This window comes from Aestuariirhabdus haliotis, from assembly GCF_023509475.1.
In the GTDB taxonomy this organism is placed as follows: Bacteria; Pseudomonadota; Gammaproteobacteria; order Pseudomonadales; family Aestuariirhabdaceae; genus Aestuariirhabdus; species Aestuariirhabdus haliotis.
Genome location: NZ_JAKSDZ010000039.1, coordinates 1 through 24,316, shown reverse-complemented (window position 1 = coordinate 24,316; position 24,316 = coordinate 1). Strand labels below are relative to the sequence as shown.

Below are 24,316 nucleotides of genomic sequence, written 5' to 3'. Positions count from 1 at the left end.
TAAAAAGTCTGCATCGTCAGATTGGCAGGTTGCCAGTCAATTCTGGCATGACACAAACATAACCTAATGGCCTGAATTATCGATGCCACTGAGGCAAACGAAGGAGATCCGCATGCACCGCATTATTTTATTAACGGGAGCGACCGATGGCATTGGCTTGGTAACCGCCGAAAAGCTGGTTGCCGAGGGACATCATCTGTTGTTGCATGGTCGAAACCCGGCAAAGCTGCAGACCGTCGAAAACAAACTGAAAGCGCTGAGCGCCGGTGTAGTCGAAAGCTATCAGGCGGATATGTCCGATTTGTCGGAGGTCGAGAAGTTGGCCAGGCAGGTGAGCGAACGGCATACCCGTCTCGATGTAATTATTAATAATGCCGGCGTGTATAAAACGGACCAACCGATCACTAAAGATCATCTCGATGTGCGTTTCGTGGTCAATACCCTGGCCCCCTATCTGTTGACGAAGCGGCTGATGCCGTTGATGGATCGCACGGGGCGAGTCGTTAACCTGGCTTCAGCGGCCCAGGAAGCGGTCGATCTGGATGCCATGGCGGGCAATCAGGCAGTCAAGGAAGATTTTTCTGCCTATGGCCAAAGCAAGTTGGCACTGACCATGTGGTCGCGGCAGATGGCGCATGGTCTGGGTGATACGGGGCCGGCGATAATTGCCGTTAATCCGGGTTCTTTGTTAGCCAGTAAAATGGTGAAAGAGGGCTTCGGTGTGGCGGGCAAAGATCTTGCTATTGGCGCCGATGTTTTGATGCGAGCGGCGCTGTCTGAGGAGTTTGCCAAGGCTTCGGGATTGTATTTTGATAACGATATCGGCCAGTTTGGCCAGCCCCATTCTGACGCGCTCAATGACACAAAATGCGAACAGCTGGTGCTGGCAATAGAGCAGCAACTGACGGCCCTGGGGTTGCCGGTTTGATATCGGCAACAGATCTATAATGGACTCGGTGTTTTCATGACTCAAAAAGTATTAATACTCTTTGCCCATCCGGCTCAGGATCAATCGGAAGTGAATCGGCCGATGTTTAACACCGCATTCGGAATCGACGGCGTGACCTGTATTGATCTGTACGCCCGTTACCCCAACCATGATATCGATGTGGCTGCGGAACAAACGAGGTTGCGTCAGCATGATGTGGTGATTTTTCTGTTTCCTTTCTACTGGTATTCAACCCCCGCTATTTTGAAAGACTGGATGGATTTGGTGCTGGAATACAATTTCGCCTACGGCAAGCAGGGGACGGCACTCAAGAACAAAGTGCTGTTGCCTGTGATCAGTGCCGGTGGTGAGGAAAAAGCCTATCAGGAAGATGGCTATAACCACTTTAGTCTGCGTGAATTGTTGCGTCCGCTGGAGCAAACGGCCAATTTGTGCCGAATGAATTTTATTGCCCCCTTCGTTATTTTTGGCTCACGAACCGCTGTTGAAGATCATCGACTGAACGACCACCTTGCCCGGTGGCAACAGCTGCTGGAAGCGTTGGTAGAGGATCGTGTAGATTTCGAGAAAGCCAAACAACTTGAACACCTGGACACAGATTTTAACGGCATACTTTTATGACTGGATATTTTATACAGGCATTTATCTATTTGTGCGCTGCGGTGATCGCGGTTCCTATTGCCAAGCGCCTGGGCCTGGGTTCGGTGCTGGGTTACCTGATTGCCGGCGTTGTGATTGGCCCTCTGACCGGATTGGTTGGGTCCGAAACCGTTACGATTCAACACTTTGCCGAATTTGGCGTCGTGATGATGCTGTTTTTGGTAGGCCTGGAACTTGACCCACGCATGCTCTGGGGGATGCGCAATAAGCTGATTGGGCTGGGAGGCTTACAGGTAACACTGAGCAGTCTGCTGATTATGGCCGTCTGTATCATGCTGGGATTAAGTTGTTCCGTGTCGCTGGCGATCGGCATGGTGTTGTCTCTTTCTTCCACGGCCATTGTGCTGCAAACGTTTCAAGAGAAGGGGTTGGCAAAAACGGAAGGTGGCAAGTCCGCTTTTTCAGTGCTGTTGTTTCAAGACATAGCCGTAATTCCCATGCTGGCCTTTATTCCGTTGTTGGCCATGTCGGAACTTGGTGGGGTCGGAAATGCCGCAGTCGATGACCATCAAGGGACAAATGATCTGGTGTCTCATCTGCCGGGATGGCTCTATGGCTTGGTTGTGCTGGGCTCGATTGCCGTAGTGATCGTAGGTGGACATTTTCTCAGCCGGCCCCTGTTTCGGTTTATTGCCGATACAGGCTTGCGGGAGATGTTTACCGCGACTGCGTTAATGTTGGTGATCGGAATTTCTGCGCTGATGAGTCTGGTGGGTTTGTCGCCGGCCCTCGGGACTTTTTTAGCCGGAGTGGTGTTGGCGAACAGCGAATTTCGCCATGAGTTGGAAACGGATATAGAACCCTTCAAAGGTATTTTGCTTGGCCTGTTTTTTATTACGGTCGGGGCGAGTATTAATTTTGATCTGGTTGCCAGCAACGCCGGCATTATCTTTTTTGCTGTCTTTGCGATCATGATCGTGAAAGGGCTGGTGCTGTTTTTGCTCGCGCGCCTGTTCAAGGTTCGCCGCAATGATGGCTGGTTGCTGACTCTGAGCCTGGCGCAGGCGGGTGAGTTTGGTTTTGTGCTATTAAGCTTTACGGTCCAGAACAATGTTATCCCTCAGGATGTGGCCAATATTCTGTCTCCCGTTGTTGCCATCACGATGTTCCTGACGCCGATTCTTTTTATTGTTTTCGACAAGCTCGTGTTGAAGTTTTATCAGGCTGAAGAGGCCGAACAACCGGCAGAAGCGATCGACGAGCAGGGTTCTGTGATCATCGCAGGCATTGGCCGGTTCGGGCAGATCGTCAATCGTTTGCTGGTGGCCAACGAGATACCTACGGTGGTACTTGATCATTCAGCGACGGTCATTGACCGTGTCAGCCGGGTGAATATCAAATCCTGGTATGGCGATGCCAGTCGACCTGACCTGTTGCATACGGCAGGGATTGAAGACGCGAAATTGTTGGTTGTGGCGATCGATGATCCGGTTCGTGCTTTGGACATGGTCCGACACGTCAAGGAGTTTCATCCCCATGTGAGCATTCTGGCGCGGGCGTTCGATCGCGGCCATGGCTACGATCTTACCCATGCGGGTGCCGACATCGTGGTCTCTGAAACCTATTACTCCGCCCTGGAGCTGGGAGGAGAAGCCTTGAAGGTTCTGGATGTGCATCCCTTTAAAGTGGAACAGATGAAAGCCGCCTATAACAAGGTGGAACAGGAATCCCGGCAGGAGATCTGTCAGGAATGGCACGAAGGCGAGGCGGATAATCGCTTTACCAAAAGCTATCTCGACCTGTTTTTAGAGATCGAAAAAAGACTGGTCTCGGCCATCAAGCGCAATCGCCAGGATGGCCATGATACGTCGGGCTCGGGCTGGACGCCGCCACCGAAGCACTATCTGGACGATTTCGAGTAGCGGCAATCCGCCTTGTAATAGGGCGGGCTTCTCCGTATTCTTAATTAAACGTTTATTTAAATTAAAATAAGGCGACCCGATGCCCAAAGTTGGCATGCCCGAAATTCGCAAGCCTCAGCTGATCAATGCCACTATGGAGGCGATTTATGCGGTGGGTTTGCACAAAGCCAGTGTGGCTATGATCAGCAGCTATGCGGGTGTGTCTCCGGCAATCATTAATCATTACTTTGGCGGTAAGGATGAGCTGCTCGAAGCCACCATGCGTGCGGTGTTGCTGGACCTTTCCAATGCCACCCGGCAGCAGTTAGCCGGTATTAGCCACGACGATGTTCGAGGGCGCATTCTGGCGATCGTAGCCGGCAATTTTGACGACAGCCAAATTGACCCCAAGGTGGCCAAAACCTGGATGACCTTCTGGTCTTACGGCATGCACAAACCAGCATTGCACCGCTTGCAGCGTATCAATGAGAAGCGGCTGTTATCCCATCTGCGTTATGAGTTGAAAAAGCTGGTCGACAGCGAGCAAGCGCACTTTATTGCCCATGGTGTGGCGGCGTTGATTGACGGTCTATGGCTGCGGGGAGCGCTGTCGCCAGAGGGCATCAATAAAGAGCTGGCCCGGTCGCTGATTGTCGACTATCTACAGCGCTGTTTACCCGCCAGCCTCGAAACGACCACCGCAAAAGCTGTTAGCGGCGGCTAACCCTTGACGAACTATCCTATCCTCCGATGCAAGAGCGAGCACCAAACCTATGACAACGGCAATTGTTCAACATTTTATTCACGGCCGTTATACCGATACGCCCGCGCAGGAAACTTTTCCGAGCCTTAATCCGGCGACCGGTGAGACGTTGGCGACTGTGGCCCAGGCCGACAGTGCCCAGATGGCGCAGGCGATTGCCTCCTCACAAGAGGGGCAGGAATGTTGGGCCGCGATGAGCGGTGCCGAACGTGGGCGCATTCTGCGCCGCGCCGCCGAATTGTTGCGCGAACGTAATGATGAGCTGGCTCTGCTGGAAGTCCGCGATACCGGCAAGCCCTATCAGGAAGCGGTGGCGGTGGATATTCTGTCGGGCGCGGAGGTAATCGACTATTACGCCGGATTGGCCGACAAGATTCTGGGGGAGTGCCAGGATCTGGGAGGGACGAACTTCTTTTACAGTCGTCGTGAACCTCTGGGGGTGTGTGCCGGCATTGGTGCCTGGAACTACCCGATCCAGATCGCTTGCTGGAAGAGTGCGCCAGCGCTGGCCGCGGGAAATTCGATGATCTTCAAGCCGTCCGAGGAAACCCCGCTGAGCGCGCTGAAACTGGCGGAAATATACAGCGAAGCCGGCTTACCCGATGGCGTCTTCAATGTGGTGCAAGGGGACTATCGAGTGGGCCAGATGCTGACCACCGATCCCCGTATTGCCAAGGTTTCCTTCACCGGTGAATGCGGTACCGGTAAAACCGTTATGGCCGCCGCCGCCGGCAGTTTGAAGCCGGTTACGATGGAGTTAGGGGGTAAATCCCCCTTGATTATTTTTCCTGACAGTGCCATCGACAATGCGGTCTCCGGTGCCATGTTGGCCAACTTCTATACCCAGGGAGAGGTCTGTACCCATGGTACGCGCGTGTTTGTGCACGATGATATCTATGACGCATTCCTGACCGAACTGAAGCTGCGCACCGAGCAGATGATCATTGGTAACCCCGAAGATCCCGAGACTCAGGTCGGTGCATTGATCTCCCAGCAACACCTTAATAAGGTGATGTCATATATCGATGCTGCCCAGCAAGCCGGTGCTCGATTGCTCTGTGGCGGCCAGCGGGTGACCAGCAACGGCCTCGACCGAGGGGCGTTCGTACAACCCACTGTATTCGTCGATTGCCAGGATGATATGCCCCATGTCACCGATGAGATTTTTGGGCCGGTGATGTCGGTGCTGCGTTTTAGTGATGAGGATGAGGTCGTGGAGCGCGCCAATGCAACCCGTTTTGGACTCGCCGCCGGTGTCTTTACTCAGAACATCAGTCGTGCCCACCGGGTCATCAATCGCTTGCAAGCGGGGATCTGCTGGATCAATACCTGGGGAGCATCGCCGGCTGAAATGCCGGTGGGTGGCTATAAAGAATCGGGCATCGGTCGGGAAAACGGTATGGAGAGTCTCTATCATTACACCCAAACGAAAAGTGTCTACGTCGAACTGGGCGACATTGAGCGGCCGTATTAATTGAGCCGGTCGTTATGGCTTGGCCGAAGGGTCGCGCGACCCCGATGAACATGAACAGAGGAATCCCCATCACATGACACCGCAGTACGACTACATCATCGTGGGTGCCGGATCCGCCGGTTGCGTTCTGGCTGATCGTCTTACGGCCAGTGGTGAGCACCAGGTGCTATTGCTTGAGCGCGGCGGCAGTGACCGAAGTCTGTTTGTGCAGATGCCGACCGCGCTGTCGTATCCGATGAACACCGAGCGATTGTGCTGGCAGTTTCATTCGGAACCCGAACCCCATATCAATAATCGATCCCTGCATACCCCTCGGGGCAAAACCCTGGGCGGCTCCTCGTCGATCAACGGCATGGTCTATGTGCGTGGCCATGCCTGCGACTTTGACCAGTGGCAGGAAGCCGGTGCCGAAGGTTGGGATTACCAGCATTGCCTGCCCTACTTCAAGCGTGCCGAGACCTGGCAAGGCGGTGAAGATGATTACCGGGGTGGCAGCGGACCGGTAGGCACCTGCAATGGTAATAATATGCGGCTTAATCCGTTGTATCAGGCGTTTATCGACGCCGGTGCCGATGCGGGATATCCCATTACCAGGGATTACAACGGATACCAGCAGGAGGGCTTCGGCCCGATGCATATGACGGTCAAGAACGGGGTCCGCAGTTCAACGTCGAACGCTTATCTGCGCCGGGCTATGAAACGGAAAAATTTAACCGTGCTGACCCAAGTGATGAGTCACAAAGTTTTAACGCAAGGGAGCAGTGGACAGAAAAGCGCCGCCGATTCGTTACGGGCCACCGGTGTCGAGTACGCCCATCGCGGACAACTTCAGCAAGTCTTTGCGCGCCGTGAAGTGATTCTGTCGGCAGGTTCTGTCGGTTCGCCGCAATTGTTGCAGTTGTCGGGTATCGGTCCTTCAAAGGTGTTGAGGCAAGCCGGCGTGCCACTGGTGCTGGATTTGCCCGGTGTCGGTGAGAATCTGCAGGACCATCTGGAGGTTTATTTCCAGTTTGAATGTACCCAGCCGGTCAGTCTGAACAGCAAGCTGGATTGGTTTAGCAAGGGCTTGATCGGTCTGCGCTGGCTGTTGCTGAAAGACGGTTTGGGTGCCACCAATCATTTTGAATCCTGCGGCTTTATTCGTTCACGGGCCGGTTTGAAGTGGCCCGACATCCAGTACCATTTTTTGCCGGCGGCCATGCGCTACGATGGCAATGCGGCTTTTGCCGGTCATGGTTTTCAGGTCCATGTGGGTCCCAACAAGCCCCTGAGTCGCGGCTCGATCAGCATCAAAAGCAGCGATCCGGAACAGGCACCGTCGATTCGCTTTAACTATCTGTCGAACGAGCAAGATCGCGAAGACTGGCGACGCTGCATACGTCTGACCCGCGAGCTGCTTAATCAGAAAGCCCTGGATCATTACCGGGGGGCAGAGATCCAGCCGGGGGTTGATGTCGAGAGCGATGAGCAGATCGATGCCTGGGTGCGTGACAATGTCGAAAGTGCTTACCACCCGGCCTGTACCTGTAAAATGGGGGCTGACAACGATCCGATGTCGGTGCTGGATGCTCAGTGTCGTGTGCGCGGTGTCGATGGGCTGCGGGTAGTTGATTCCTCCGTGTTCCCGACACTCACTAACGGTAACCTGAATGCTCCCACCATTATGGTGGCCGAAAAGGCAGCGGATATGATTCTTGGAAAATCTCCGCTGCCGGCCGCCCAGGTTCCGGTTTGGATACACCCGAATTACCAGACGGCACAGCGCTAAGCTGAATACTTGTGCCTTATTTCGCGGTTGTATCTCCAAGCCAGGCTTTGAATCGCCTGGTTTGGAAATACAGCGGCATTATTTGATAACGATAAAAGGAAAAAAGAATGAACAAAGCGAGTCGATTTTTTACCAACCGGGCGGCTGCGATTACGATCGCACTGGCTACGGGTTTTAGCGCCGCCAGTATTAACGCATCGGCCAACGAGTGCTCCACCGTGCGCTTTTCCGATGTAGGCTGGACCGATATTACCGCCACCACCGCGGTGACCTCCGAAGTGGTTAAGGGCCTGGGTTACCAAGCCAAGAGTCAGCTGCTTTCCGTGCCGGTGACCTACACTTCGTTGGCGTCCAACGAGCTGGATGTGTTTCTGGGGAACTGGATGCCAACCATGGAAGCCGATATCGCCAAGTACCGTGAAGCCGGTAGTGTCGAAACCGTGCGGGCTAACCTGACCGGTGCCAAATACACCCTGGCGGTGAATCGCGCTGCTTATGATGGGGGCGTGAGAACCTTTGCCGACCTGGCTCGTTTTAAAGACCAATTTCGCGGCCGTATTCACGGCATCGAACCGGGCAACGACGGCAATCGCCTGATACAGGATATGATCGACAAGGATGCCTTTGCCTTGAAAGATTTCCGTCTGGTGGAATCTTCCGAAGCGGGTATGCTGGCCGAAGTAAAGCGTGCCGAACGCCGTAACAAATGGGTGGTATTTCTAGGCTGGGCTCCCCACCCTATGAACAGCAACTTTGATATGGAGTACCTGGCCGGCGGCGATGATTGGTTCGGACCAGACTTTGGTGGTGCCAGTGTGTATACCAATACTCGTCAGAACTACAGCAAACAATGCCCTAACATGGGCGCCTTGCTGAAAAATCTGGCGTTTTCTCTCGATATGGAAAACCGGGTGATGGCGGCGATTCTGGACGATGGAAAGAAGCCAGAGGTCGCAGCGGTAGAATGGCTGCAAGCCAACCCGGAAGTGCTGGAAGTCTGGTTGGATGGTGTGACGACTCTGGATGGCAAGCCTGGGCTGCCGGCTGTGCGTGCATACCTGAAGCTCTGATAGGTCGCACGTTGAAGGGTGTCCGTCAAGCGGCACCCTTTGCTCTGAATGAGGGGCGACCGCGGAGGTCGTGCTCAATTTTATAGTAAGCATTACTCATCTATTAATCATTCCGGACGCCAGCGGCGTGACGCAGTTGAATATGTGATTAATGCTGTGCTGACTTGCTAACTTCGAGATACCCGTAATGGATTGGATAAACGATCACAAAATTCCGCTGGGTCAGTGGATGGAAATGCTGGTTGACTGGCTGATTGGAAACGCGGCAGGCTTCTTTGATGCCATTTCTGAATCCCTGGAATGGCTGATCCTCGGGCTCACGGATTGGCTGTTGCAGTGCCCGCCCGTGGCCTTGATTGTAGCGGTAGGCGGTTTAGCCTATTGGCTGCATCGCTCGTTAGGGTTGGTGGTCTTTGTGGTGCTGGCGCTACTGTTGATCTCGAACCTGGGCTATTGGGTCGAAATGATCGAAACCGTGGTGTTGGTGTTGATGGCGACCTTTCTATGCATTCTGTTTGGAATTCCAATCGGAATTCTGGCCGCGCATTACCCGCGTTTTAATACGATGATCCGTCCAGTGCTCGATTTAATGCAGACCATTCCCACCTTTGTGTATCTGATTCCGACCCTGATTTTGTTCGGGCTCGGGGTAGTACCTGGGCTGATCTCCACCATTGTTTTTGCCATTGCCGCGCCCATACGTTTAACCGCACTGGGTATCAGCAGTGTGCCCGAAGAGTTGCTCGAAGCTGGCAAGGCGTTCGGTGCGACGCGCTGGAAGTTGCTGTTCAAGATCGAGCTGCCTGCGGCCATGCCGAGCATTATGGCTGGGGTCACGCAATGCATCATGTTGTCACTGTCTATGGTGGTTATCGCTGCATTGGTGGGCGCTGACGGGCTTGGTAAGCCGGTAGTTCGGGCGCTTAATACCGTTAATATTTCTCAGGGTTTTGAGGCGGGGTTGGCCATCGTACTGGTGGCCATTGTGCTGGACAGATTGTGTAAACAGCGCAACCCGAAGGAGATAAAATGAGCAACCTTATTGATATTGAACACCTGGATGTAATTTTTGGTGAGCAGCAAGCCGAGGCAATTGGGTTGTTGGATCAGGGTTTGAGTCGTGAGCAGATCATGGAACAAAGCGGTGCTGTGATCGGTGTTCAGGATGCCAGCTTGCAAGTCAAAGAGGGCGAGATCTGTGTGCTGATGGGGTTGTCAGGTTCGGGCAAATCCAGTTTATTACGAACCGTCAATGGTCTAAATCCAATCAGTCGTGGCAGTCTCAAGATTCGTGATGGAGATCGGGTCATTGACCTGGCCAATTGCGATGAAAAAACGCTGCGTTATTTGCGCACCCAGCGTATCTCCATGGTGTTCCAAAAGTTTGCCCTGATGCCCTGGCTCAGTGTGTTGGACAACGTTGCCTTTGGCCTTGAACTCAAGGGGATGAGCAAAAAGCAACGCCATCATAAAGCGATGCAGCAGTTGGAGATGGTTTGTCTGGAGCAGTGGGCTGAATCCCTGCCCCATGAACTCTCTGGCGGTATGCAGCAGCGGGTAGGGCTGGCGCGTGCCTTTGCCATGGACTCCGACATCCTGTTGATGGATGAACCCTTTTCGGCGCTTGACCCGTTGATTCGCGCCCAGCTGCAAGACGAGTTACTGGAGCTTCAGCGTAACCTGAAAAAAACCATCATCTTTGTCAGTCATGATCTGGACGAGGCGTTAAAAATCGGTTCCCACATTGCCATTATGGAATCGGCGCAGATCATCCAGCACGGTGAGCCGGAGCAGATCGTACTGAACCCGGGCAGTGATTATGTGGAAGATTTTGTCGCACATACCAATCCCCTGAATGTGCTGGGGGGGCGTGCCCTGATGTCGACCACTGAGCAGTTAAAGCGCCAGGGTGATCGTTTGATTCTGGACGGCAACCATAATTACTGGGTGGAGCTCGACGGTGGCAAAATTCACCAGACGGGTAAAGCGGATGCGATTTTACCCAGCAGTCGATGGCTGGATGGGGACGGCGAAAGAGGTCAGTTTGCCATTGCTTCTCCGGACATCAATATGCGCGAAGCGATCAACCTGCGTTACAGCAGTCGATTGCCGGTATTGCTGGAGGAGGAAGGCCAGTTCGTCGGCGTTTTGAATGACGCCAACTTTTACTATGCGTTACTGGGTAAGCATTTTGTGGCCGATTAGAAGGCTTTGTTTAGGTTTTTTTAATAAAACATACTCATTTTCGAGCGGTTGGGTGCAGGCTATGACGCAGATCAGCTTGATACCTGACAAGCCAGAATCCGTTGTTCCCAATCATCCACAATATGGGTGGCGATGATTTCGATCCGGCTTTCCAGACAGTCCTCTAGTTCGATTTCAGTTAACCCGTCACTCGCCAGGTTGTAACCGAAAATGCCATCTTCTGTGATAAAGACGGCTTTTATTCGCTCCGCTTCAAGGCTGGTCAATAATCGAATTAATTGGGTCCGATCAAAGGTTCGCTCGGCTGAAAATCGCCAACCAACACTTGCGAATCCTTCACCCTGATTCACCGCTTTCAGATAGCCGCAATCAGGTAGCTCGGTGTCGGAATAGGTAGATGGGTTCTCTTTCTGGTGTGAATGGTGACAATCGGTAAGGGACATTTGGGTTGGTCCATTGAGCAGAGCCAGATCGATTTGGCCCTGTTCGGCAAAAACTACCTTGATGTCCGGGTGTGCTTTGGTTTTCACGTAGCGTTGAAGTGTATCTTGATCGCCCGGCTCATAAAGATCCTGTTTGTTACCGACGACAAGGTCGGCGATGGCGATCTGCTGGTTGAACGTATCGTGCTCCGTGTAGCGAGGATTTGAAAGCTGACGGGCATCTACCAGGGTAACCACCTGTTGAATGGAAAGCAGCTCTCGGTAATAGTCCGACGACAGTCTTTGTAGCACTTCGAGGGGGTGGCCTAATCCGGTTGGTTCGATGAGCAGGCGTTGAGGTTTGGCGCGAGCCAGCAACATATTAAGTGCCACCTGCATCGGCAAGCCTGCCGCACAGCACATGCAACCGCCGGGAACTTCACGAATAAAAATACCACTCTCTTCTTTATGCTGGCCTTGAAAAAAACTGCCGTCGACACCGATTTCGCCAAACTCGTTGACCAGTACCGCCCAGCGTTCGTTGGTGGGTTTCTGTTTTAGCAGTTGAAGAATGGCAGACGTTTTTCCAGCTCCCAGAAAACCGGTCAGAATATTGGTTGGTATGTTAGAGATATTGGTCATAGAGAATCTGTGAAAAAGTGCCTGTTGGGCAGGTTTGCTTGGCCGCCTGTTTCAAGGCTGGGGATGGCTCCAGCATCACATACAAGTCATGGGCCGATCAATGTCCTGTGTCCCCGGAAATGGCGTTTTCTGATACGGTCTCCAGGGTTTGCCTCTTCGTATCAAGCGTTCGTAGATCAGCTTTGGTACTGTCATTGGCAGCGCTCATTGTTCTGGCAGCGTCGAAAGTTCCAGTAGTGTCCCAGTGCGATAACGGTCGCCCCGAGCAGCGTCAGGGATTTCTCTCCCGTCTCGCCGAGTACTTTCGCACCGGCTATTGCGGCCATGGCTAAAATTAGCAGTCCAACCAGCCCGGTCAGCACGACCCAATATCGCTTATGATGTTTACAGCCCAGAGTCAGGGCAAACAGGCTGGTGGGTATAACGGCGATCACCATCCATAGATGAAATGCCTCACCATCCAGGGACAGCCCTGCCAGGCTCGGCACTAATACCATCGCAAAAGGAAAGGCGAGGCAGTGAAGCGCGCAGAGTAGAGAAAGGCCAATAGCCGTTTTATCGGTCAGTGAGCGAATGTTCTCCATAATCGAGCCGGCTCTCCATAGGCAGTGCAGTTGGATATGAGGGTGGATTTATAGTGTTATGTTATAACATATTGATCGATGTGGATAGTCCATGCCTCTATTAGCCTTTTATAGGTGGCAGGTATTGATTGATTTAGGCCAATAGGCGCGGCAGCTTAAAGGTCTCTGGAAAGGTGGGTGGCTGCCAATTCACCGGGGATTGATTTTAAAATGCAGTCAATGCTTTGTTTTGGGTGAGCGGGTAGAAATTGAATGACCAGCCTTGGTAGCTGTTGGCTGGTCAGTTTTTGTCATCGGTTAGGCGGGGCCTTGGGTAAAAAGGGTTAACCGCAGTATCCGATACTGCAATTATTCGCTGGGGCGAATTTACCCTCTGGCCAGTCCAAGAATATCGGCAATCGACATCCCTTCCTCGAATCGGCACAAATCGGTTTCTTGCCGCTCAATCGCCACCACCGACATTCGGTCGGCCAGTTCGTTGCCTTCGATGCCGGCATGACCTTTCACATGCTGCACGTTGATGTGTTTGGCAATCTGCATATAAAGAGCGTGGGCCGCTTTGATGATCTCGAGGTTTTTTATCTCCCCGTTGGCTTTCTTCCAACCCTTGGCCTTCCAGCCCTTGGCCCATTTGGTAATGCAGTCGATGGCGTATTTGGAATCACAATAGATAGTGACGCTCTGTTGTTTTTCTGCCGCGACTTGGGCAAACCGTAGGGAATGATGCAGGCCTAAGAGTTCGGCAGTGTTGTTGGTGCCGGCAGGGTTATAGAGACCGTACCAGAGTTGCTGCAATTGGTCTTTTTGGTAAATGGCAATTCCGGTACCGGCTTGACCGGGATTGGGATCGCAGGCACCGTCACAGAAAATGCTGATGTCGGTACTAAAATCGACGCCAGCAATTGGGCGGGACTTGGCTGCCTTTGTAGTTGCTTGCCCGCTCGACTTGTTGGTTGATGCCACCGGTTTGGATGATGAGGGTTTGTTGGCATAAGCCGCTTCAGCCGAGGCCTGGGATGGAAAGGATTTGTACTTGGCGCCGGGGTAGCCTTTAACCTGGCGTTCGGCCTCGGCCCAGGTCGTGTAGATGCCCGGCTGGTGGCCGACCCAGATGACGTAATATTTTTTGGCGGCCATAGTAAACCCTGTATTGAAACAAAAAAGGCCAACCCTTCCGGGTTAGCCTTTTTTGTTGTGTTTGGTGGGCCCACCAGGACTTGAACCTGGGACCAATGGATTATGAGTCCACTGCTCTGACCAACTGAGCTATAGGCCCGAAAAGAGCGGCGATTATAGCGGTTTGGTTAGGGGGAGCCAAGAGCTGACTGGGCGTATTGGCAAAGATTCAAACTGATTGTGATGGATATACCGGTGGTACGGTAGTGTGAGTATCTGGAATAATAGGACTGAGCGTAATCTATAGAACAACGGATGTTGTACGTTATGAAGTGTTGCTGGTTCCGGAGTCTTGTTGTTTCAGTGTTGCTGCTGCTGAGTCCGGCTGTCGGTGCCGATTCGCTGGATTTGGGGACGATCCCGCAGGAAGCTCTGGGTCGCTACTTTAAGCTTTATCAAGAGTCCGGGGCGCCGCTGACGCATACAGCCGCCCTGGAAGCACTGACGCAGGGACTGTTTGTTGAATCCAGTCATGAGGTCATCAGTCGGGGAATAGCTGCCAGGCCGTTGTGGCTGGCCATAGAGCTGGACAATGCCAGTCAGGATTTATTGCCCAAACGCTTACTGATAGAGAACTCCTGGCTCAATCAAATCGATCTGTACTGGGTGCGAAACGGGCGCTTGGTCGATCACATGCCGATGGGAGACGCCAAACCCTTTTCGGGGCGGGCGGTTAGTCACCGTTTCTTCACGGTGGATCATAGCTTTGAACCTGGCCAGACGACGCTGCTTCTGCGTATTCAGTCCCACGATCCTATGGTGCTGCCTGTGTATTTACTGGACCAGGATGTAGCCCATCAGCGGGGTCTGTTGCAGGGCTACAGCTATGGAGCGTTATACGGTGCCATCGGCTCTTTGCTGGCTTATAACCTGATGCTATTCCTCGGCCTTCGGGATAATCGTTACCTGCTTTATTCACTGTATCTGGGCAGCTTCCTGGCGGCGAACCTGGCTTACACCGGGCATGCCTATCAATGGTTCTGGCCGAATGCCCCGGTTTGGCAGCAATGGTCGAATCCGGTGTTAATGGTGGTGTTCATTGTGTTCGGTTGGCTTTTCGCCCGGAGTTTTCTGGATTTGAAGCGCCGTTTTCCCAGGTTGAATGCCTGGGTAACAAGCAGTGTGATGGCCCTGATCGCTTTGCTGTTGGTCATCATAGTTGTGGGTCAGTCTGTTTGGGCGTTGCGAGTTGCTTTCGTCGGTATATTATTTTTTCCCTTCACGATGGTGGGGGTCGGAGCCATTGCTTTATGCTCAGGCAACCGCTCGGCCAAGTATTTTTTGATGGGCTCTTTCTGCGCTGCAATCGGCGCTTCTATCAGCGCTATGGCGGTTGTAGGGTTGATTCCTTTCACATCCCTGACATATCGAGCCACCGATATTGGTATGTTGTTCGATGTGGTTTTGTTGGCAATGGCGCTGGCGGATCGGTTTCGTATAGCCGAGCAAGAGAAGATGTCGGCGCTCACCGAAGCAAGGGTTGATCCATTGACCGGCTTGAATAACCGACGCGCTTTTTATGAGTTGGTTGAGCCGTTGTGGCAATCGAGCTTACGCAATCGTCGCCAGCTGTGTGTGTTGCTGCTGGATGTAGACGGTTTTAAAACGATCAATGATCGATACGGCCATGCTTTTGGCGATGAGGTCCTGGTGCAGATTGCACGGGTGATTGAGCAAGGCCTGCGGGCCAGTGATGTAGCGGCGCGTTGGGGAGGCGAAGAGTTTATTATGTTGCTGCCGGAAACCTCTTTTGATGAAGCTTTGGTGACTGCTGAGCGAATTCGTGACTCGATTGCGAGCCTGGGTTTTGAAAAGGACGAGGAACTATTGTTTTTTAGTGCCAGTCTGGGAGCAGCCTCTAGCCTTGGCTCCACAGAGATTACCCTGGATGAGCTGATTAGCCGAGCCGATCGCCAGCTTTATGCGGCTAAGATACAGGGTAAGGATCGGGTGTGTTGGGATGTTCAGGTGGAGTGTTAGAGCTCTTTGTTGGAGGGAATTGTCTTAACGGTAAATGCACGAGGGGCAGCCTACAGGCTGCCCCTCGCCGGTTATGACAATCGAGTTGGCCGATTAACGCTGGGCGCGATTATCGATCAGATTATCAACGACGCTAGGATCGGCCAGGGTTGAGGTGTCACCCAGAGAATCGATCTCGTCACTGGCGATCTTGCGCAGAATACGGCGCATGATCTTGCCGGAGCGGGTTTTTGGCAGGCCGACGGCCCACTGGATAAAGTCCGGTTTGGCGATGGCACCGATCTCTTTGGTGACAAAGTCTCGCAACTCTTTCTCCAGCTCCGGGCTGGGATCTACGTCGTGCATCGGCGTGATGTAGGCATAGATCCCCTGGCCCTTGATATCGTGTGGGAAGCCCACAATGGCGGCTTCGGCAACGGCATCGTGCAGCACCAGTGCGCTTTCAATCTCGGCGGTACCCATGCGGTGGCCGGAGACGTTCAGCACGTCATCGACGCGACCGGTAATCCAGTAATACCCGTCTTCGTCGCGACGCGCACCGTCACCGGTGAAGTAGTAACCAGGATAGGTGCTGTAGTAAGTCTGGATACAGCGCTCGTGGTCGCCATACACGCTGCGAATCTGGCTGGGCCAGGAGGCGGTGATCACCAGATTACCTTCGGCGGCACCTTCGACGAAGTTACCTTCCGGATCAACCAGCGCGGGCTGAACACCAAAGAAAGGTCGGGTCGCAGAGCCTGGCTTGAGATTAGTCGCGCCAGGCAATGGCGTGATCATGACCGCGCCGGTTTCGGTTTGCCACCAGGTATCCATGATCGGGCAGCGGGTTTCGCCGACGACATTGTAGTACCACTCCCAGGCCTCCGGGTTGATGGGCTCGCCCACGGTACCCAGGATGTTCAAGGAGGAACGGTCGGTGCGGGTAACAAATTCGTCTCCCTGAGCCATCAGGGCCCGAATCGCGGTGGGTGCGGTATAGAACACGTTGACCTTATGTTTGTCGATCACCTGCCAGCAGCGGGACGCGTCAGGGTAGGTGGGAACGCCTTCAAACATCAACGTGGTGGCGGCGTTACATAGCGGGCCGTAGACAATATAGGAGTGGCCGGTAATCCAGCCGACGTCGGCGGTGCACCAGTAAACATCACCGGGATGGTAATCAAAAATGTACTTGTGAGTCATGGCCGACTGCAGCAGGTAACCGCCCGTGGTGTGCAAGACGCCTTTGGGTTTGCCGGTGGAGCCGGAGGTGTAGAGGATAAACAGGGGATCTTCGGCATCCATGGGTTCGGCTGGACATTCGCTGCTGGCCGATTCGGTATGCTCGTGATACCAGATATCGCGTGATTCGTTCCAGGCGATGTCGCCACCAGTGCGTTTGACCACGAGTACGGTATGAACATTGGGGCAGCTTTCCACCGCCTTGTCGGTATTGACCTTGAGCGGCACGGCGCGGCCGCCGCGTAAACCTTCATCGGCGGTGATGATCGCTTTGCAATCTGCGTTGAGAATACGATCTTTCAGGGCTTCCGGGGAGAAACCTCCGAACACTACCGAATGCACCGCGCCGATACGCGCGCAGGCGAGCATGGCGTAGGCGGCTTCGGGAATCATGGGCATATAGATGCAGACGGGATCGCCCTTCTTGATGCCGCGGGCTTTGAGCACATTCGCCAGGCGGCACACTTTGTCGTGCAGTTGCTGATAGGTGATGTTTTCGTCTTCATCGGGGTTGTCGCCTTCCCAGATGATGGCGGTATCGTTGGCTTTGGTGGCCAGGTGACGGTCGATACAGTTGTAGCTGACGTTCAGCTTGCCGTTGATAAACCAGGCGGCTTCGCCCTTGTGAAAGTCAAACTCACTCACTTTATCCCAGGGGGTAAACCACTCCAGGAATTCGTTGGCCATGTTGGCCCAGAAAGTATCTGGCTGCTCGATGGATTGCTTATACATCTCCTTGTACTGCTCATCGGTGATGTGGGTGCGCTGCTTGATGGCATCCTTGACCGGATGGTTTTCAATCTCGAACATAGTTGGCCTCTCGTTTCGGTTATTGTTCCTTATGCAACCGAAGCGAGGGATTCGTTCGGTTACCCGTCGAGAGCGCTTTTGTAGAGCCGGATCAGGCCATTGGTGGAGCTATCCTGATCGGCCAGCGCCTCGGGGTGCTGCAATCTGTCTAGCAAAGTGTCGCTTAGCTGTTTACCCAGTTCAACTCCCCATTGGTCGAAGGGGTTGATGCCCCAAACCGCCGCCTGTACAAACACTTTATGTTCATATAGCGCCAATAATGCCCCCAGGCTGAAGGGAGTCAGCTGCTCGGTGATCAGGCTGTTGCTGGGGCGGTTACCGGGAATGATCTTGTGCGGTAGCAGGGCTTCGATCGCCGCATCATCCAACCCCTGGGCTTGCAGTTCGTCGGTGATCTGCAGGCTGCTTTTGCCCTGCATCAGAGCCTGGCTTTGGCTGAAGGCGTTGGCGACCAGAATGCCATGCTGGGGCTGATGTTCGGGGCTGTGGCTGCGCAGGGGCACGATAAAGTCCACCGGGGTGAGCTGATTGCCCTGATGCAGTAGCTGATGATAAGCATGTTGCCCGTTACAGCCTTCGCCGCCCCAGATAATGGCTCCGCTGCGATAATCGAGGGCGGTGCCCAGGCGATTAACGTTCTTGCCGTTGCTTTCCATATCGAGTTGCTGGATATGGTCAACAAAGCTGCGCAGGTGATAGCTGTAGCAGAGCAAGCCATGGCTGCGGGCGTGCCAGAAATTCTGGTACCAGATGCCTAGCATGCCCAGTAAAACCGGCATATTCTGTTCCAGAGGCGCTTCACAAAAGTGCAGATCCATACTGCGGGCGCCTTTGAGTAACTGTTCGAATCGATCGTAGCCAATCCCCAGGGCAATCGGCAGACCGATGGTAGACCAGAGTGAGTAACGTCCCCCGACCCAATCCCACATGGGCAGGATGTTATCGGCGGCGATGCCAAACTCGACGGCCTTGTCGATGTTGCTGGTGATCGCCATAAAATGTTTGGCCAGGTCCGGGGTTGTTACGCCATGGTTCTGCAGCCACTTGCGGCAGGCTTCGGCGTTGCGAGTGGTTTCCTGGGTGCCAAAGGATTTCGAGGCGATAATAAATAAGGTGGTTTCAGGGTCGAGCTGATTCAGGGTCACCAGCATATCGGCGGGGTCGATGTTGGCAATAAAGTGAACATTGACGTCGGGGTGCTGGAAGTTTTGTAGCCCCTGCATCACCACCAGGGGGCCGAGGAAGGAACCTCCAATGCCGATATTGACCACATTGCGAATAGGCTTTCCGCTGTGCCCCAGCCAGAGTCCGTTGTGGACCTGTTCGCACAGGCGTTGCATGCGTTGTTGAGCCTCACGAATCAGCGGGCGAATATCCTGCCCATCTACCTCGAGTGGAGCCGTATGTTGACTGCGTAGGGCCGTGTGGAGTGCGGGTCGTTGTTCGGTATGGTTGATGGGCTGGCCGCCGAACATCGCGTCTCGTAATGAAAGGACACCGGTTTGCTCGGCTAACCCGAGCAGTGTTGCCAGAGCCTGGTCATCGAGCCGATTTTTGGAGTAATCCAGAGTCCAGCCGGTTGCCTGCAGCGAATAGCGCTCGAAGCGATCCGGTTGCTGCTCGAAAAGTTCACAGATGCTGTGATGAGAGAGCCGTTGTCGGTGCTCGATCAGTTGTGCATAAGCGGCATATTGTTTCAGGGGTCCACTCCCTAGTGTCCTGCCCTGCCCTGCTCAGGGCAGGGTCAAGGTAACGTTGTCGATCAGGCGTGCGCGACCCAGATAGGCCGCGGCCAAAATCACCAACTCCTTATCCTGCGTGGTGGCAGGCTGCAGACTCTGTTGGCTGCAGATATCAATATAATCGGGTTTTAGACCTGCCTGGGCCAGTTTCGCGAGGGCGTCACGCAAAACCAGGTCATAGCTCATGCCCTGCAAAACCTGTTCCCTGGCTTCGGACAGCACCCGGTATAGGCTCGGGGCGATGTCCAGCTCCTCATCAGAAAGATAGCCGTTACGGGAGCTCAGGGCCAGACCGCGGCTGTCCCGGGCAATGTCGGCACCGATCACCTCAACGGGCAGGTACAGGTCTTCCACCATCTTGCGGATAACGGCCAGCTGTTGAAAGTCCTTGATACCAAACACGGCAACATCCGGTTGCACGATATTGAACAGCTTGCACACAATCGTGGCAACGCCGGTGAAGTGCCCCGGGCGGGTTTTGCCACAGTGCATATTGGATAGGCTATCGACGGCGACATTGGTATGGTGCTCCATGCCTTCCGGGTAAATCTCGTTACTGGAGGGGGCAAACAGCAGGTCGACATTTTCACCCTTTAACTGAGCCTGATCTTCGGCCAGGGTGCGAGGGTAGGATTCCAGATCTTCGTTGGCGCCAAACTGCAACGGATTAACGTAGATGCTAACGATCACCACATCGGCCTTTTCCTGTGCCTTGTGGACCAACGACAGATGCCCTTTGTGCAGGTTGCCCATGGTGGGCACAAAGGCGACCCGCTTGCCGGCGGCGCGGGCGGCACGGACGTATTCGCGAACATCAGCAATGCTATAGACGGTATTCATGAGCTGAACTGATGCTCCTCGGCAGGAAATTGTCCGGATCTGACCGCTTCTCCAAAGGCTTTGATGGCGCCATCGATGCTGTCTTGGCCGGCCATAAAATCTTTCACGAAGCGCGGTCGGCGGCCTGGGGTTACACCTAGCATGTCGTGCAAAACCAGCACCTGGCCGTCGGTGTCGGGACCGGCACCGATACCGATCACAGGAACGCTGACGCTTTGGGTAAATTGCTGCGCCAGGGCCGAAGGCACACATTCCAGCAGCAGCATGGCGGCGCCAGACTGATCCAGCAGGACGCCATCTTCGATCATGGTGCGAGCGGCATCTTCATCGCGCCCCTGTACCTTGAAGCCGCCAAAAACATTCACCGATTGCGGGGTGAGTCCCAGGTGGACGCAGGTCGGGATACCATTGCGGGCCAGTAACTCGACACTCTTACAGAGCCAGCGCCCGCCTTCGACCTTGACCATCTGGGCACCGGCACGCATCAGGGCGGCGGAGTTTTCCAGTGTTTGTTCGGGGGTTGAATAGCTGCCGAAAGGCAGGTCGGCCATCAGCAGGGCGCCTTGATTTCCGCGAGCCGCACAGCGCGTGTGATAGACCATATCCTCAATGGTGACGGGCAAGGTGCTGTCTCGTCCCTGTAAGACCATGCCCAGGGAATCACCGACCAGAATGACTTCAATTCCAGCGGTGCTGACCGCGTGGGAAAAAGCGGCATCGTAGGCGGTTAAACTGGCAAATTTTTCGCCGCCGGCTTTCATCTTACGAAGGCTATCGAGGGTAATATTCAACGCGATCACCAATCAATACTGCGAATGAAGCAGCGATTATACGCAAAATCCAAGCAAAACCCACATGCCGAAAAGGACGCTAGCAGGCTCTGGCTTTTTGTCCCCAAGAGCTAACGCAGCCCCGGGTTAAAATAGTGTCGACCGCTGCCAATGCTGTGGATTTGTTGCAGCAGCTGCTGGTAGTCAGCCTCGTTATTCACCAGATCGATATCGCTGGCGTTGATGATCAGTAAGGGCGCCTGGTCGTAGTAATAGAAAAATTCGGTGTAGGCGTCATTGATCTGTTGCAGGTATCGGTCACTGATTAGTTGCTCGGCGGCGACTCCGCGTTTGTTAATGCGTTGCTGCAACACCGGTGTGGAGGCTTGCAGGTAGATCACCAGGTCTGGCTGGGGGATATCCAGGGTTTGCAGTTCGTAAGCCTTGTGATAAAGATCCAGTTCGTCGGCGTCGAGGGTCAGCTGGGCGAACAGGCGATCCTTGTCCATCAGGAAGTCGGCTACCCAGGCGGGGCTGAACAGGTCATTCTGGCGCAGTTCCTGAATCTGCTGGGTGCGTTGGAACAGGAAATAGAGTTGGGCCGCAAAAGCGCCCTGGCGCGGATTCTGGTAAAAGCGTTCGAGGAAGGGGTTATCCTCTACGGACTCCAGCAATGGGGCGTATTCAAAGCTTTCCGCCAAGCGTTTGGCGAGGGTGGTCTTGCCTACGCCGATGGGCCCTTCGACGGCGATAAAGCGATGGCTGGGGGGCTGAGTAAGGGTCACTGGCTATCCCATGGGTGAGAGTGGAGCGCCTACCCGTGTTAGCCGGGTATCCACGCAGGTTCGCAATAAGTTTGCCACGGATTGTCCGCTTGGCAAGATCAGTCCAGGAGTTAATTCCTGCAAGGGTTGCAATACGAAGTCGCGCCAATGCATTTCGGCATGGGGGACTGTGAGCCTGGAATCGTTGAACGATTGTTCGCCATACAGTAACAGGTCGATATCCAGGGTGCGGGCGCCCCAGCGTTCGAGACGCTCACGTCCCTGTTGTTGTTCGATCGCTTGCAGTGCGTCTAGCAGCGGGAGCGGAGCCAGGGTCGTGTCCAGGGCAACTACCATATTGAGGTAATCGGGTTGTTCCGGCCCAACCGCCGCGCTCTGGTAAAGGCTGGACGCTCCTTGCCATTGGCTATCGGGTAATCGGGACAGGGCGGCCACCGCCGCTTGCAGTTGTTTTAGCGGTTCAGCCAGATTACTGCCCAGGCCCAGATAGCAACGTATCATGCATCGCCGGCCGGCTTGCGGCGTCGGCGCCGACGAGGCCGGCGCTTACCCGGAGCCACTTTCTGTTCCATCGCCTTGCGGTCGTGCTCTTCAACTTTCTGGTAGTCGGTCCACCAGTCGCACAGCTCTTGCAGGTCGCTCTCGCCGGCCTCGCAACGTAACAGCATGAAATCGTAGGCGGCTCGAAAACGGGGGTGTTCCAGCAGTTGGGCAGCACGTTTGCCCTGGCGGCGGGGCAGGCGGCCCTGCAGCTCCCAAATTTCACGCATGGGGAAGCCGAAGCGCTTGGGTATGGTGGTGTGATTGGACTGGTTGCTGATAACCACCTGTATGGCTTGCTGCAGTGCCGGAATGGGAGCGATGCCCTGGGCCTCGATGTCTTTCCGGCAAGCCTGCAATGGGCCCCACAAGAGAGTCGCAAACAGGAAAGCCGGTGTTACCGGTTTGTGCTGTCGCAGGCGCTCGTCGGTATTGCGCAGGGCGATCTCGACCAGCCTTTGATAAAAGTCGTCAGATTCCAGTGCGACATGGGTGGCCGGAAACAGGGGTTGGAACAGTCCGTAATCCTGCATCAGGGCAAAGGTTTTTACGCCACGGCCGGCCTGCAGCAGTTTTAACACTTCGTCAAACATGCGCGCCGCTGGGATGTCTCCCAGGGTCGGGGCCAGTTTGCGGATCGGGGCGGCGGTTTTTTTCTCGATGTCGAAATCGAGTTTGGCGGCGAAACGCACAGCTCGCAGCATTCTGACCGGATCCTCCTGATAACGGGTGACTGGATCCCCGATCAGGCGAATCTTCTTCTGTTTGATGTCCCGAACGCCCTGGGTGAAATCATGAATGCTGAAATCTTCCGAGGTGTAGTACAGCGCGTTCATGGTGAAGTCGCGGCGAATGGCATCCTGTTCGATGGTGCCGTAGACATTATCGCGCAGGATACGGCCACTGTCGGATACCTTGGAGGTGTCTTTACGTGGTGGTGCGCTGCTGTGATCGGCCCGGAAGGTAGCGACTTCAATGATCTCACGGCCAAATTGGACGTGAACCAGTTTGAACCGACGGCCGATCAGGCGGGAATTGCGGAAAAGCCCCCGTACCTGCTCCGGCGTCGCATTGGTCGCGACGTCAAAATCCTTGGGGTGATGGCCCAGCAGAATATCCCGAATGCAGCCACCCACGAGATAGGACTCAAAGCCGCCTTCGCGCAGCCGGCGCAACACCTTAAGGGCATTATCGCTGATCCTCTTGCGGGAGACCGTGTGGTGGTCACGGGGGATAACCATTTGTGTTGTGGTGGAGCCGGACGTCGGGCGCAGTGTGCGAAACAACCGTTTTAGCATCGTGGGTGGAAGTTCCTGAAAAATGGAGGCATTTATTGCTTTAAACGCGGCATCATACCACCGGGGTGGTTATATTTCAGTCTCTGGGGGGATTTTAGCGATGGCCAGTAAAGCAAAAGGAGGGCTGAGCCCTCCTTTGATAAATATTCTTGCTGTTTTTCTTGTTGTGCTTCTTATTCTTATTGTATGTAGCGCACTCATTTGAGTGAATGAGGCCCATTCGGCCTACAAGCAACAAGCGGATTCTTTTGGAAGCTGGGTGAGGCAGTAGTTGAGTCGCCACCTGGGCTTGCCGATTTTATCCTCGCTAATGCGATCTTTTTATTATTCGGCCACTCCGTAGAGTGCTCATCTGGCCACAAAAAAGGCCCCTCTCCAAAAAAATCAGTTTGCTCTTCTCCTGTTATTTTTATTATCGGAGTAACTTATTATTTTTATTGTTATGGGTTTTTATTTTTATTGTGCGTGTAATAAAGCAGGGGTTGTGCCAGTTTTTAAAACTTCTTTAAAAACAACAGACTAAGAGATTTCAGAGGTTGGGTGTGTAGCTGCTGTAGGTGGAAATACCTATAAGTGTTACCGATGGTGCGACCATTGCCCTGAAGGTGTTACCGCCCGGTGAGAGCGGTAACAGTTTGGTTGCTCGAGAAAGTAACGCAGCGGTAACGAATCGGTATTACTTAAGGCACCTCTGATTAATTCAGATAGAGCTATGCGATCCTAAAAATGGCTTTTATCAAGGCGAAGCCTGCCGTTCATGTCGAGACCTGGACAAG

The 24,316-nt window shown here is 54.0% G+C and carries 20 protein-coding genes and 1 tRNA gene; 10 read left to right on the top strand and 11 right to left on the bottom strand.

Annotation, left to right across the window (positions count from 1 at the left end; all coding sequences use genetic code 11):
- The first annotated feature begins 112 nt into the window (after positions 1–112).
- The 9 genes from MIB40_RS15925 to choV all read left to right on the top strand — a co-directional run bounded on the left by MIB40_RS15925 (position 113) and on the right by choV (position 10,730).
- The gene (locus MIB40_RS15925) at positions 113–928 is read left to right on the top strand and encodes an SDR family NAD(P)-dependent oxidoreductase (protein WP_249696301.1); all 816 of its coding nucleotides are present in this window, start codon (positions 113–115) and stop codon (positions 926–928) included.
- A gap of 36 nt (positions 929–964) precedes the next feature.
- Entirely contained in the window at positions 965–1,570 is a 606-nt protein-coding gene (locus MIB40_RS15920) for an NAD(P)H-dependent oxidoreductase (RefSeq protein ID WP_249696299.1), read from the top strand.
- Positions 1,567–3,471, top strand: a complete 1,905-nt coding sequence (locus tag MIB40_RS15915) for a monovalent cation:proton antiporter-2 (CPA2) family protein (protein ID WP_249696297.1) — start codon at positions 1,567–1,569, stop codon at positions 3,469–3,471. Before MIB40_RS15920 ends, MIB40_RS15915 begins: the two co-directional genes overlap by 4 nt.
- Before the next feature lie 79 nt (positions 3,472–3,550).
- Entirely contained in the window at positions 3,551–4,174 is a 624-nt protein-coding gene (gene betI / locus MIB40_RS15910) for a transcriptional regulator BetI (RefSeq protein ID WP_249696295.1), read from the top strand.
- A 49-nt stretch (positions 4,175–4,223) separates the two neighbouring features.
- Positions 4,224–5,687, top strand: a complete 1,464-nt coding sequence (betB, locus tag MIB40_RS15905) for a betaine-aldehyde dehydrogenase (RefSeq protein ID WP_249696293.1) — start codon at positions 4,224–4,226, stop codon at positions 5,685–5,687.
- Positions 5,688–5,760: 73 nt separating this feature from the next.
- Positions 5,761–7,455, top strand: a complete 1,695-nt coding sequence (gene betA / locus MIB40_RS15900) for a choline dehydrogenase (protein ID WP_249696290.1) — start codon at positions 5,761–5,763, stop codon at positions 7,453–7,455.
- A gap of 107 nt (positions 7,456–7,562) precedes the next feature.
- Complete coding sequence (locus MIB40_RS15895; protein ID WP_249696288.1) at positions 7,563–8,525, top strand: choline ABC transporter substrate-binding protein; 963 nt, start codon at positions 7,563–7,565, stop codon at positions 8,523–8,525.
- Between the two features lie 187 nt (positions 8,526–8,712).
- Positions 8,713–9,558, top strand: coding sequence for a choline ABC transporter permease subunit (gene choW / locus MIB40_RS15890; RefSeq protein ID WP_249696286.1), 846 nt, complete (start codon positions 8,713–8,715; stop codon positions 9,556–9,558).
- Positions 9,555–10,730, top strand: a complete 1,176-nt coding sequence (gene choV / locus MIB40_RS15885; RefSeq protein WP_249696284.1) for a choline ABC transporter ATP-binding protein — start codon at positions 9,555–9,557, stop codon at positions 10,728–10,730. Before choW ends, choV begins: the two co-directional genes overlap by 4 nt.
- A gap of 71 nt (positions 10,731–10,801) precedes the next feature.
- Here the strand turns inward: choV and MIB40_RS15880 are convergent, their stop codons facing one another.
- From MIB40_RS15880 to MIB40_RS15865, 4 genes are all read right to left on the bottom strand, one after another.
- Positions 10,802–11,794, bottom strand: coding sequence for a CobW family GTP-binding protein (locus MIB40_RS15880; protein WP_249696282.1), 993 nt, complete (start codon positions 11,792–11,794; stop codon positions 10,802–10,804).
- 191 nt (positions 11,795–11,985) lie between these two features.
- A complete protein-coding gene (locus MIB40_RS15875; protein ID WP_249696280.1) occupies positions 11,986–12,378 on the bottom strand; it encodes a MerC domain-containing protein in 393 nt (130 codons plus the stop codon).
- Positions 12,379–12,744: 366 nt separating this feature from the next.
- Positions 12,745–13,515, bottom strand: a complete 771-nt coding sequence (locus MIB40_RS15870) for a ribonuclease H1 domain-containing protein (RefSeq protein WP_249696277.1) — start codon at positions 13,513–13,515, stop codon at positions 12,745–12,747.
- 62 nt (positions 13,516–13,577) lie between these two features.
- Positions 13,578–13,654 (bottom strand) — tRNA-Ile (locus MIB40_RS15865).
- 203 nt (positions 13,655–13,857) lie between these two features.
- On the opposite strand from MIB40_RS15865, the gene MIB40_RS15860 reads away from it, so the two are divergent.
- Positions 13,858–15,534: a diguanylate cyclase gene (locus MIB40_RS15860; RefSeq protein WP_249696275.1), complete on the top strand. Its 1,677-nt coding sequence runs from the start codon at positions 13,858–13,860 to the stop codon at positions 15,532–15,534.
- A 93-nt stretch (positions 15,535–15,627) separates the two neighbouring features.
- Here MIB40_RS15860 and acs read toward each other — a convergent pair whose 3' ends face one another.
- The 7 genes from acs to pcnB form a co-directional block, all read right to left on the bottom strand.
- On the bottom strand, positions 15,628–17,565 hold the full coding sequence (acs, locus tag MIB40_RS15855; RefSeq protein ID WP_249696273.1) for an acetate--CoA ligase: 1,938 nt from the start codon (positions 17,563–17,565) through the stop codon (positions 15,628–15,630).
- A gap of 59 nt (positions 17,566–17,624) precedes the next feature.
- Positions 17,625–19,265 (bottom strand): glucose-6-phosphate isomerase, encoded by a 1,641-nt coding sequence (gene pgi, locus MIB40_RS15850; RefSeq protein ID WP_264758601.1) that lies wholly within the window; start codon positions 19,263–19,265, stop codon positions 17,625–17,627.
- A gap of 33 nt (positions 19,266–19,298) precedes the next feature.
- Complete coding sequence (panC, locus tag MIB40_RS15845; RefSeq protein WP_249696271.1) at positions 19,299–20,147, bottom strand: pantoate--beta-alanine ligase; 849 nt, start codon at positions 20,145–20,147, stop codon at positions 19,299–19,301.
- Positions 20,144–20,938, bottom strand: coding sequence for a 3-methyl-2-oxobutanoate hydroxymethyltransferase (gene panB, locus MIB40_RS15840; RefSeq protein WP_249696313.1), 795 nt, complete (start codon positions 20,936–20,938; stop codon positions 20,144–20,146). Before panB ends, panC begins: the two co-directional genes overlap by 4 nt.
- Before the next feature lie 110 nt (positions 20,939–21,048).
- Complete coding sequence (locus MIB40_RS15835; protein WP_249696269.1) at positions 21,049–21,702, bottom strand: deoxynucleoside kinase; 654 nt, start codon at positions 21,700–21,702, stop codon at positions 21,049–21,051.
- A 3-nt stretch (positions 21,703–21,705) separates the two neighbouring features.
- On the bottom strand, positions 21,706–22,203 hold the full coding sequence (gene folK / locus MIB40_RS15830; RefSeq protein ID WP_249696267.1) for a 2-amino-4-hydroxy-6-hydroxymethyldihydropteridine diphosphokinase: 498 nt from the start codon (positions 22,201–22,203) through the stop codon (positions 21,706–21,708).
- Entirely contained in the window at positions 22,200–23,540 is a 1,341-nt protein-coding gene (pcnB, locus tag MIB40_RS15825; RefSeq protein ID WP_249696266.1) for a polynucleotide adenylyltransferase PcnB, read from the bottom strand. The genes folK and pcnB overlap by 4 nt, the downstream gene beginning before the upstream one ends.
- Positions 23,541–24,316: the final 776 nt, after the last annotated feature.

Excerpts from the sequence above, each read along its gene's own strand:
- MIB40_RS15925 (WP_249696301.1), top strand. The coding sequence starts at position 113 with ATGCACCGCATTATTTTATTAACGGGAGCGACCGATGGCATTGGCTTG.
- MIB40_RS15920 (WP_249696299.1), top strand. The coding sequence starts at position 965 with ATGACTCAAAAAGTATTAATACTCTTTGCCCATCCGGCTCAGGATCAA.
- MIB40_RS15915 (WP_249696297.1), top strand. The coding sequence starts at position 1,567 with ATGACTGGATATTTTATACAGGCATTTATCTATTTGTGCGCTGCGGTG.
- betI (WP_249696295.1), top strand. The coding sequence starts at position 3,551 with ATGCCCAAAGTTGGCATGCCCGAAATTCGCAAGCCTCAGCTGATCAAT.
- betB (WP_249696293.1), top strand. The coding sequence starts at position 4,224 with ATGACAACGGCAATTGTTCAACATTTTATTCACGGCCGTTATACCGAT.
- betA (WP_249696290.1), top strand. The coding sequence starts at position 5,761 with ATGACACCGCAGTACGACTACATCATCGTGGGTGCCGGATCCGCCGGT.
- MIB40_RS15895 (WP_249696288.1), top strand. The coding sequence starts at position 7,563 with ATGAACAAAGCGAGTCGATTTTTTACCAACCGGGCGGCTGCGATTACG.
- choW (WP_249696286.1), top strand. The coding sequence starts at position 8,713 with ATGGATTGGATAAACGATCACAAAATTCCGCTGGGTCAGTGGATGGAA.
- choV (WP_249696284.1), top strand. The coding sequence starts at position 9,555 with ATGAGCAACCTTATTGATATTGAACACCTGGATGTAATTTTTGGTGAG.
- MIB40_RS15880 (WP_249696282.1), bottom strand. The coding sequence starts at position 11,794 with ATGACCAATATCTCTAACATACCAACCAATATTCTGACCGGTTTTCTG.
- MIB40_RS15875 (WP_249696280.1), bottom strand. The coding sequence starts at position 12,378 with ATGGAGAACATTCGCTCACTGACCGATAAAACGGCTATTGGCCTTTCT.
- MIB40_RS15870 (WP_249696277.1), bottom strand. The coding sequence starts at position 13,515 with ATGGCCGCCAAAAAATATTACGTCATCTGGGTCGGCCACCAGCCGGGC.
- acs (WP_249696273.1), bottom strand. The coding sequence starts at position 17,565 with ATGTTCGAGATTGAAAACCATCCGGTCAAGGATGCCATCAAGCAGCGC.
- panC (WP_249696271.1), bottom strand. The coding sequence starts at position 20,147 with ATGAATACCGTCTATAGCATTGCTGATGTTCGCGAATACGTCCGTGCC.
- folK (WP_249696267.1), bottom strand. The coding sequence starts at position 22,203 with ATGATACGTTGCTATCTGGGCCTGGGCAGTAATCTGGCTGAACCGCTA.
- pcnB (WP_249696266.1), bottom strand. The coding sequence starts at position 23,540 with ATGCTAAAACGGTTGTTTCGCACACTGCGCCCGACGTCCGGCTCCACC.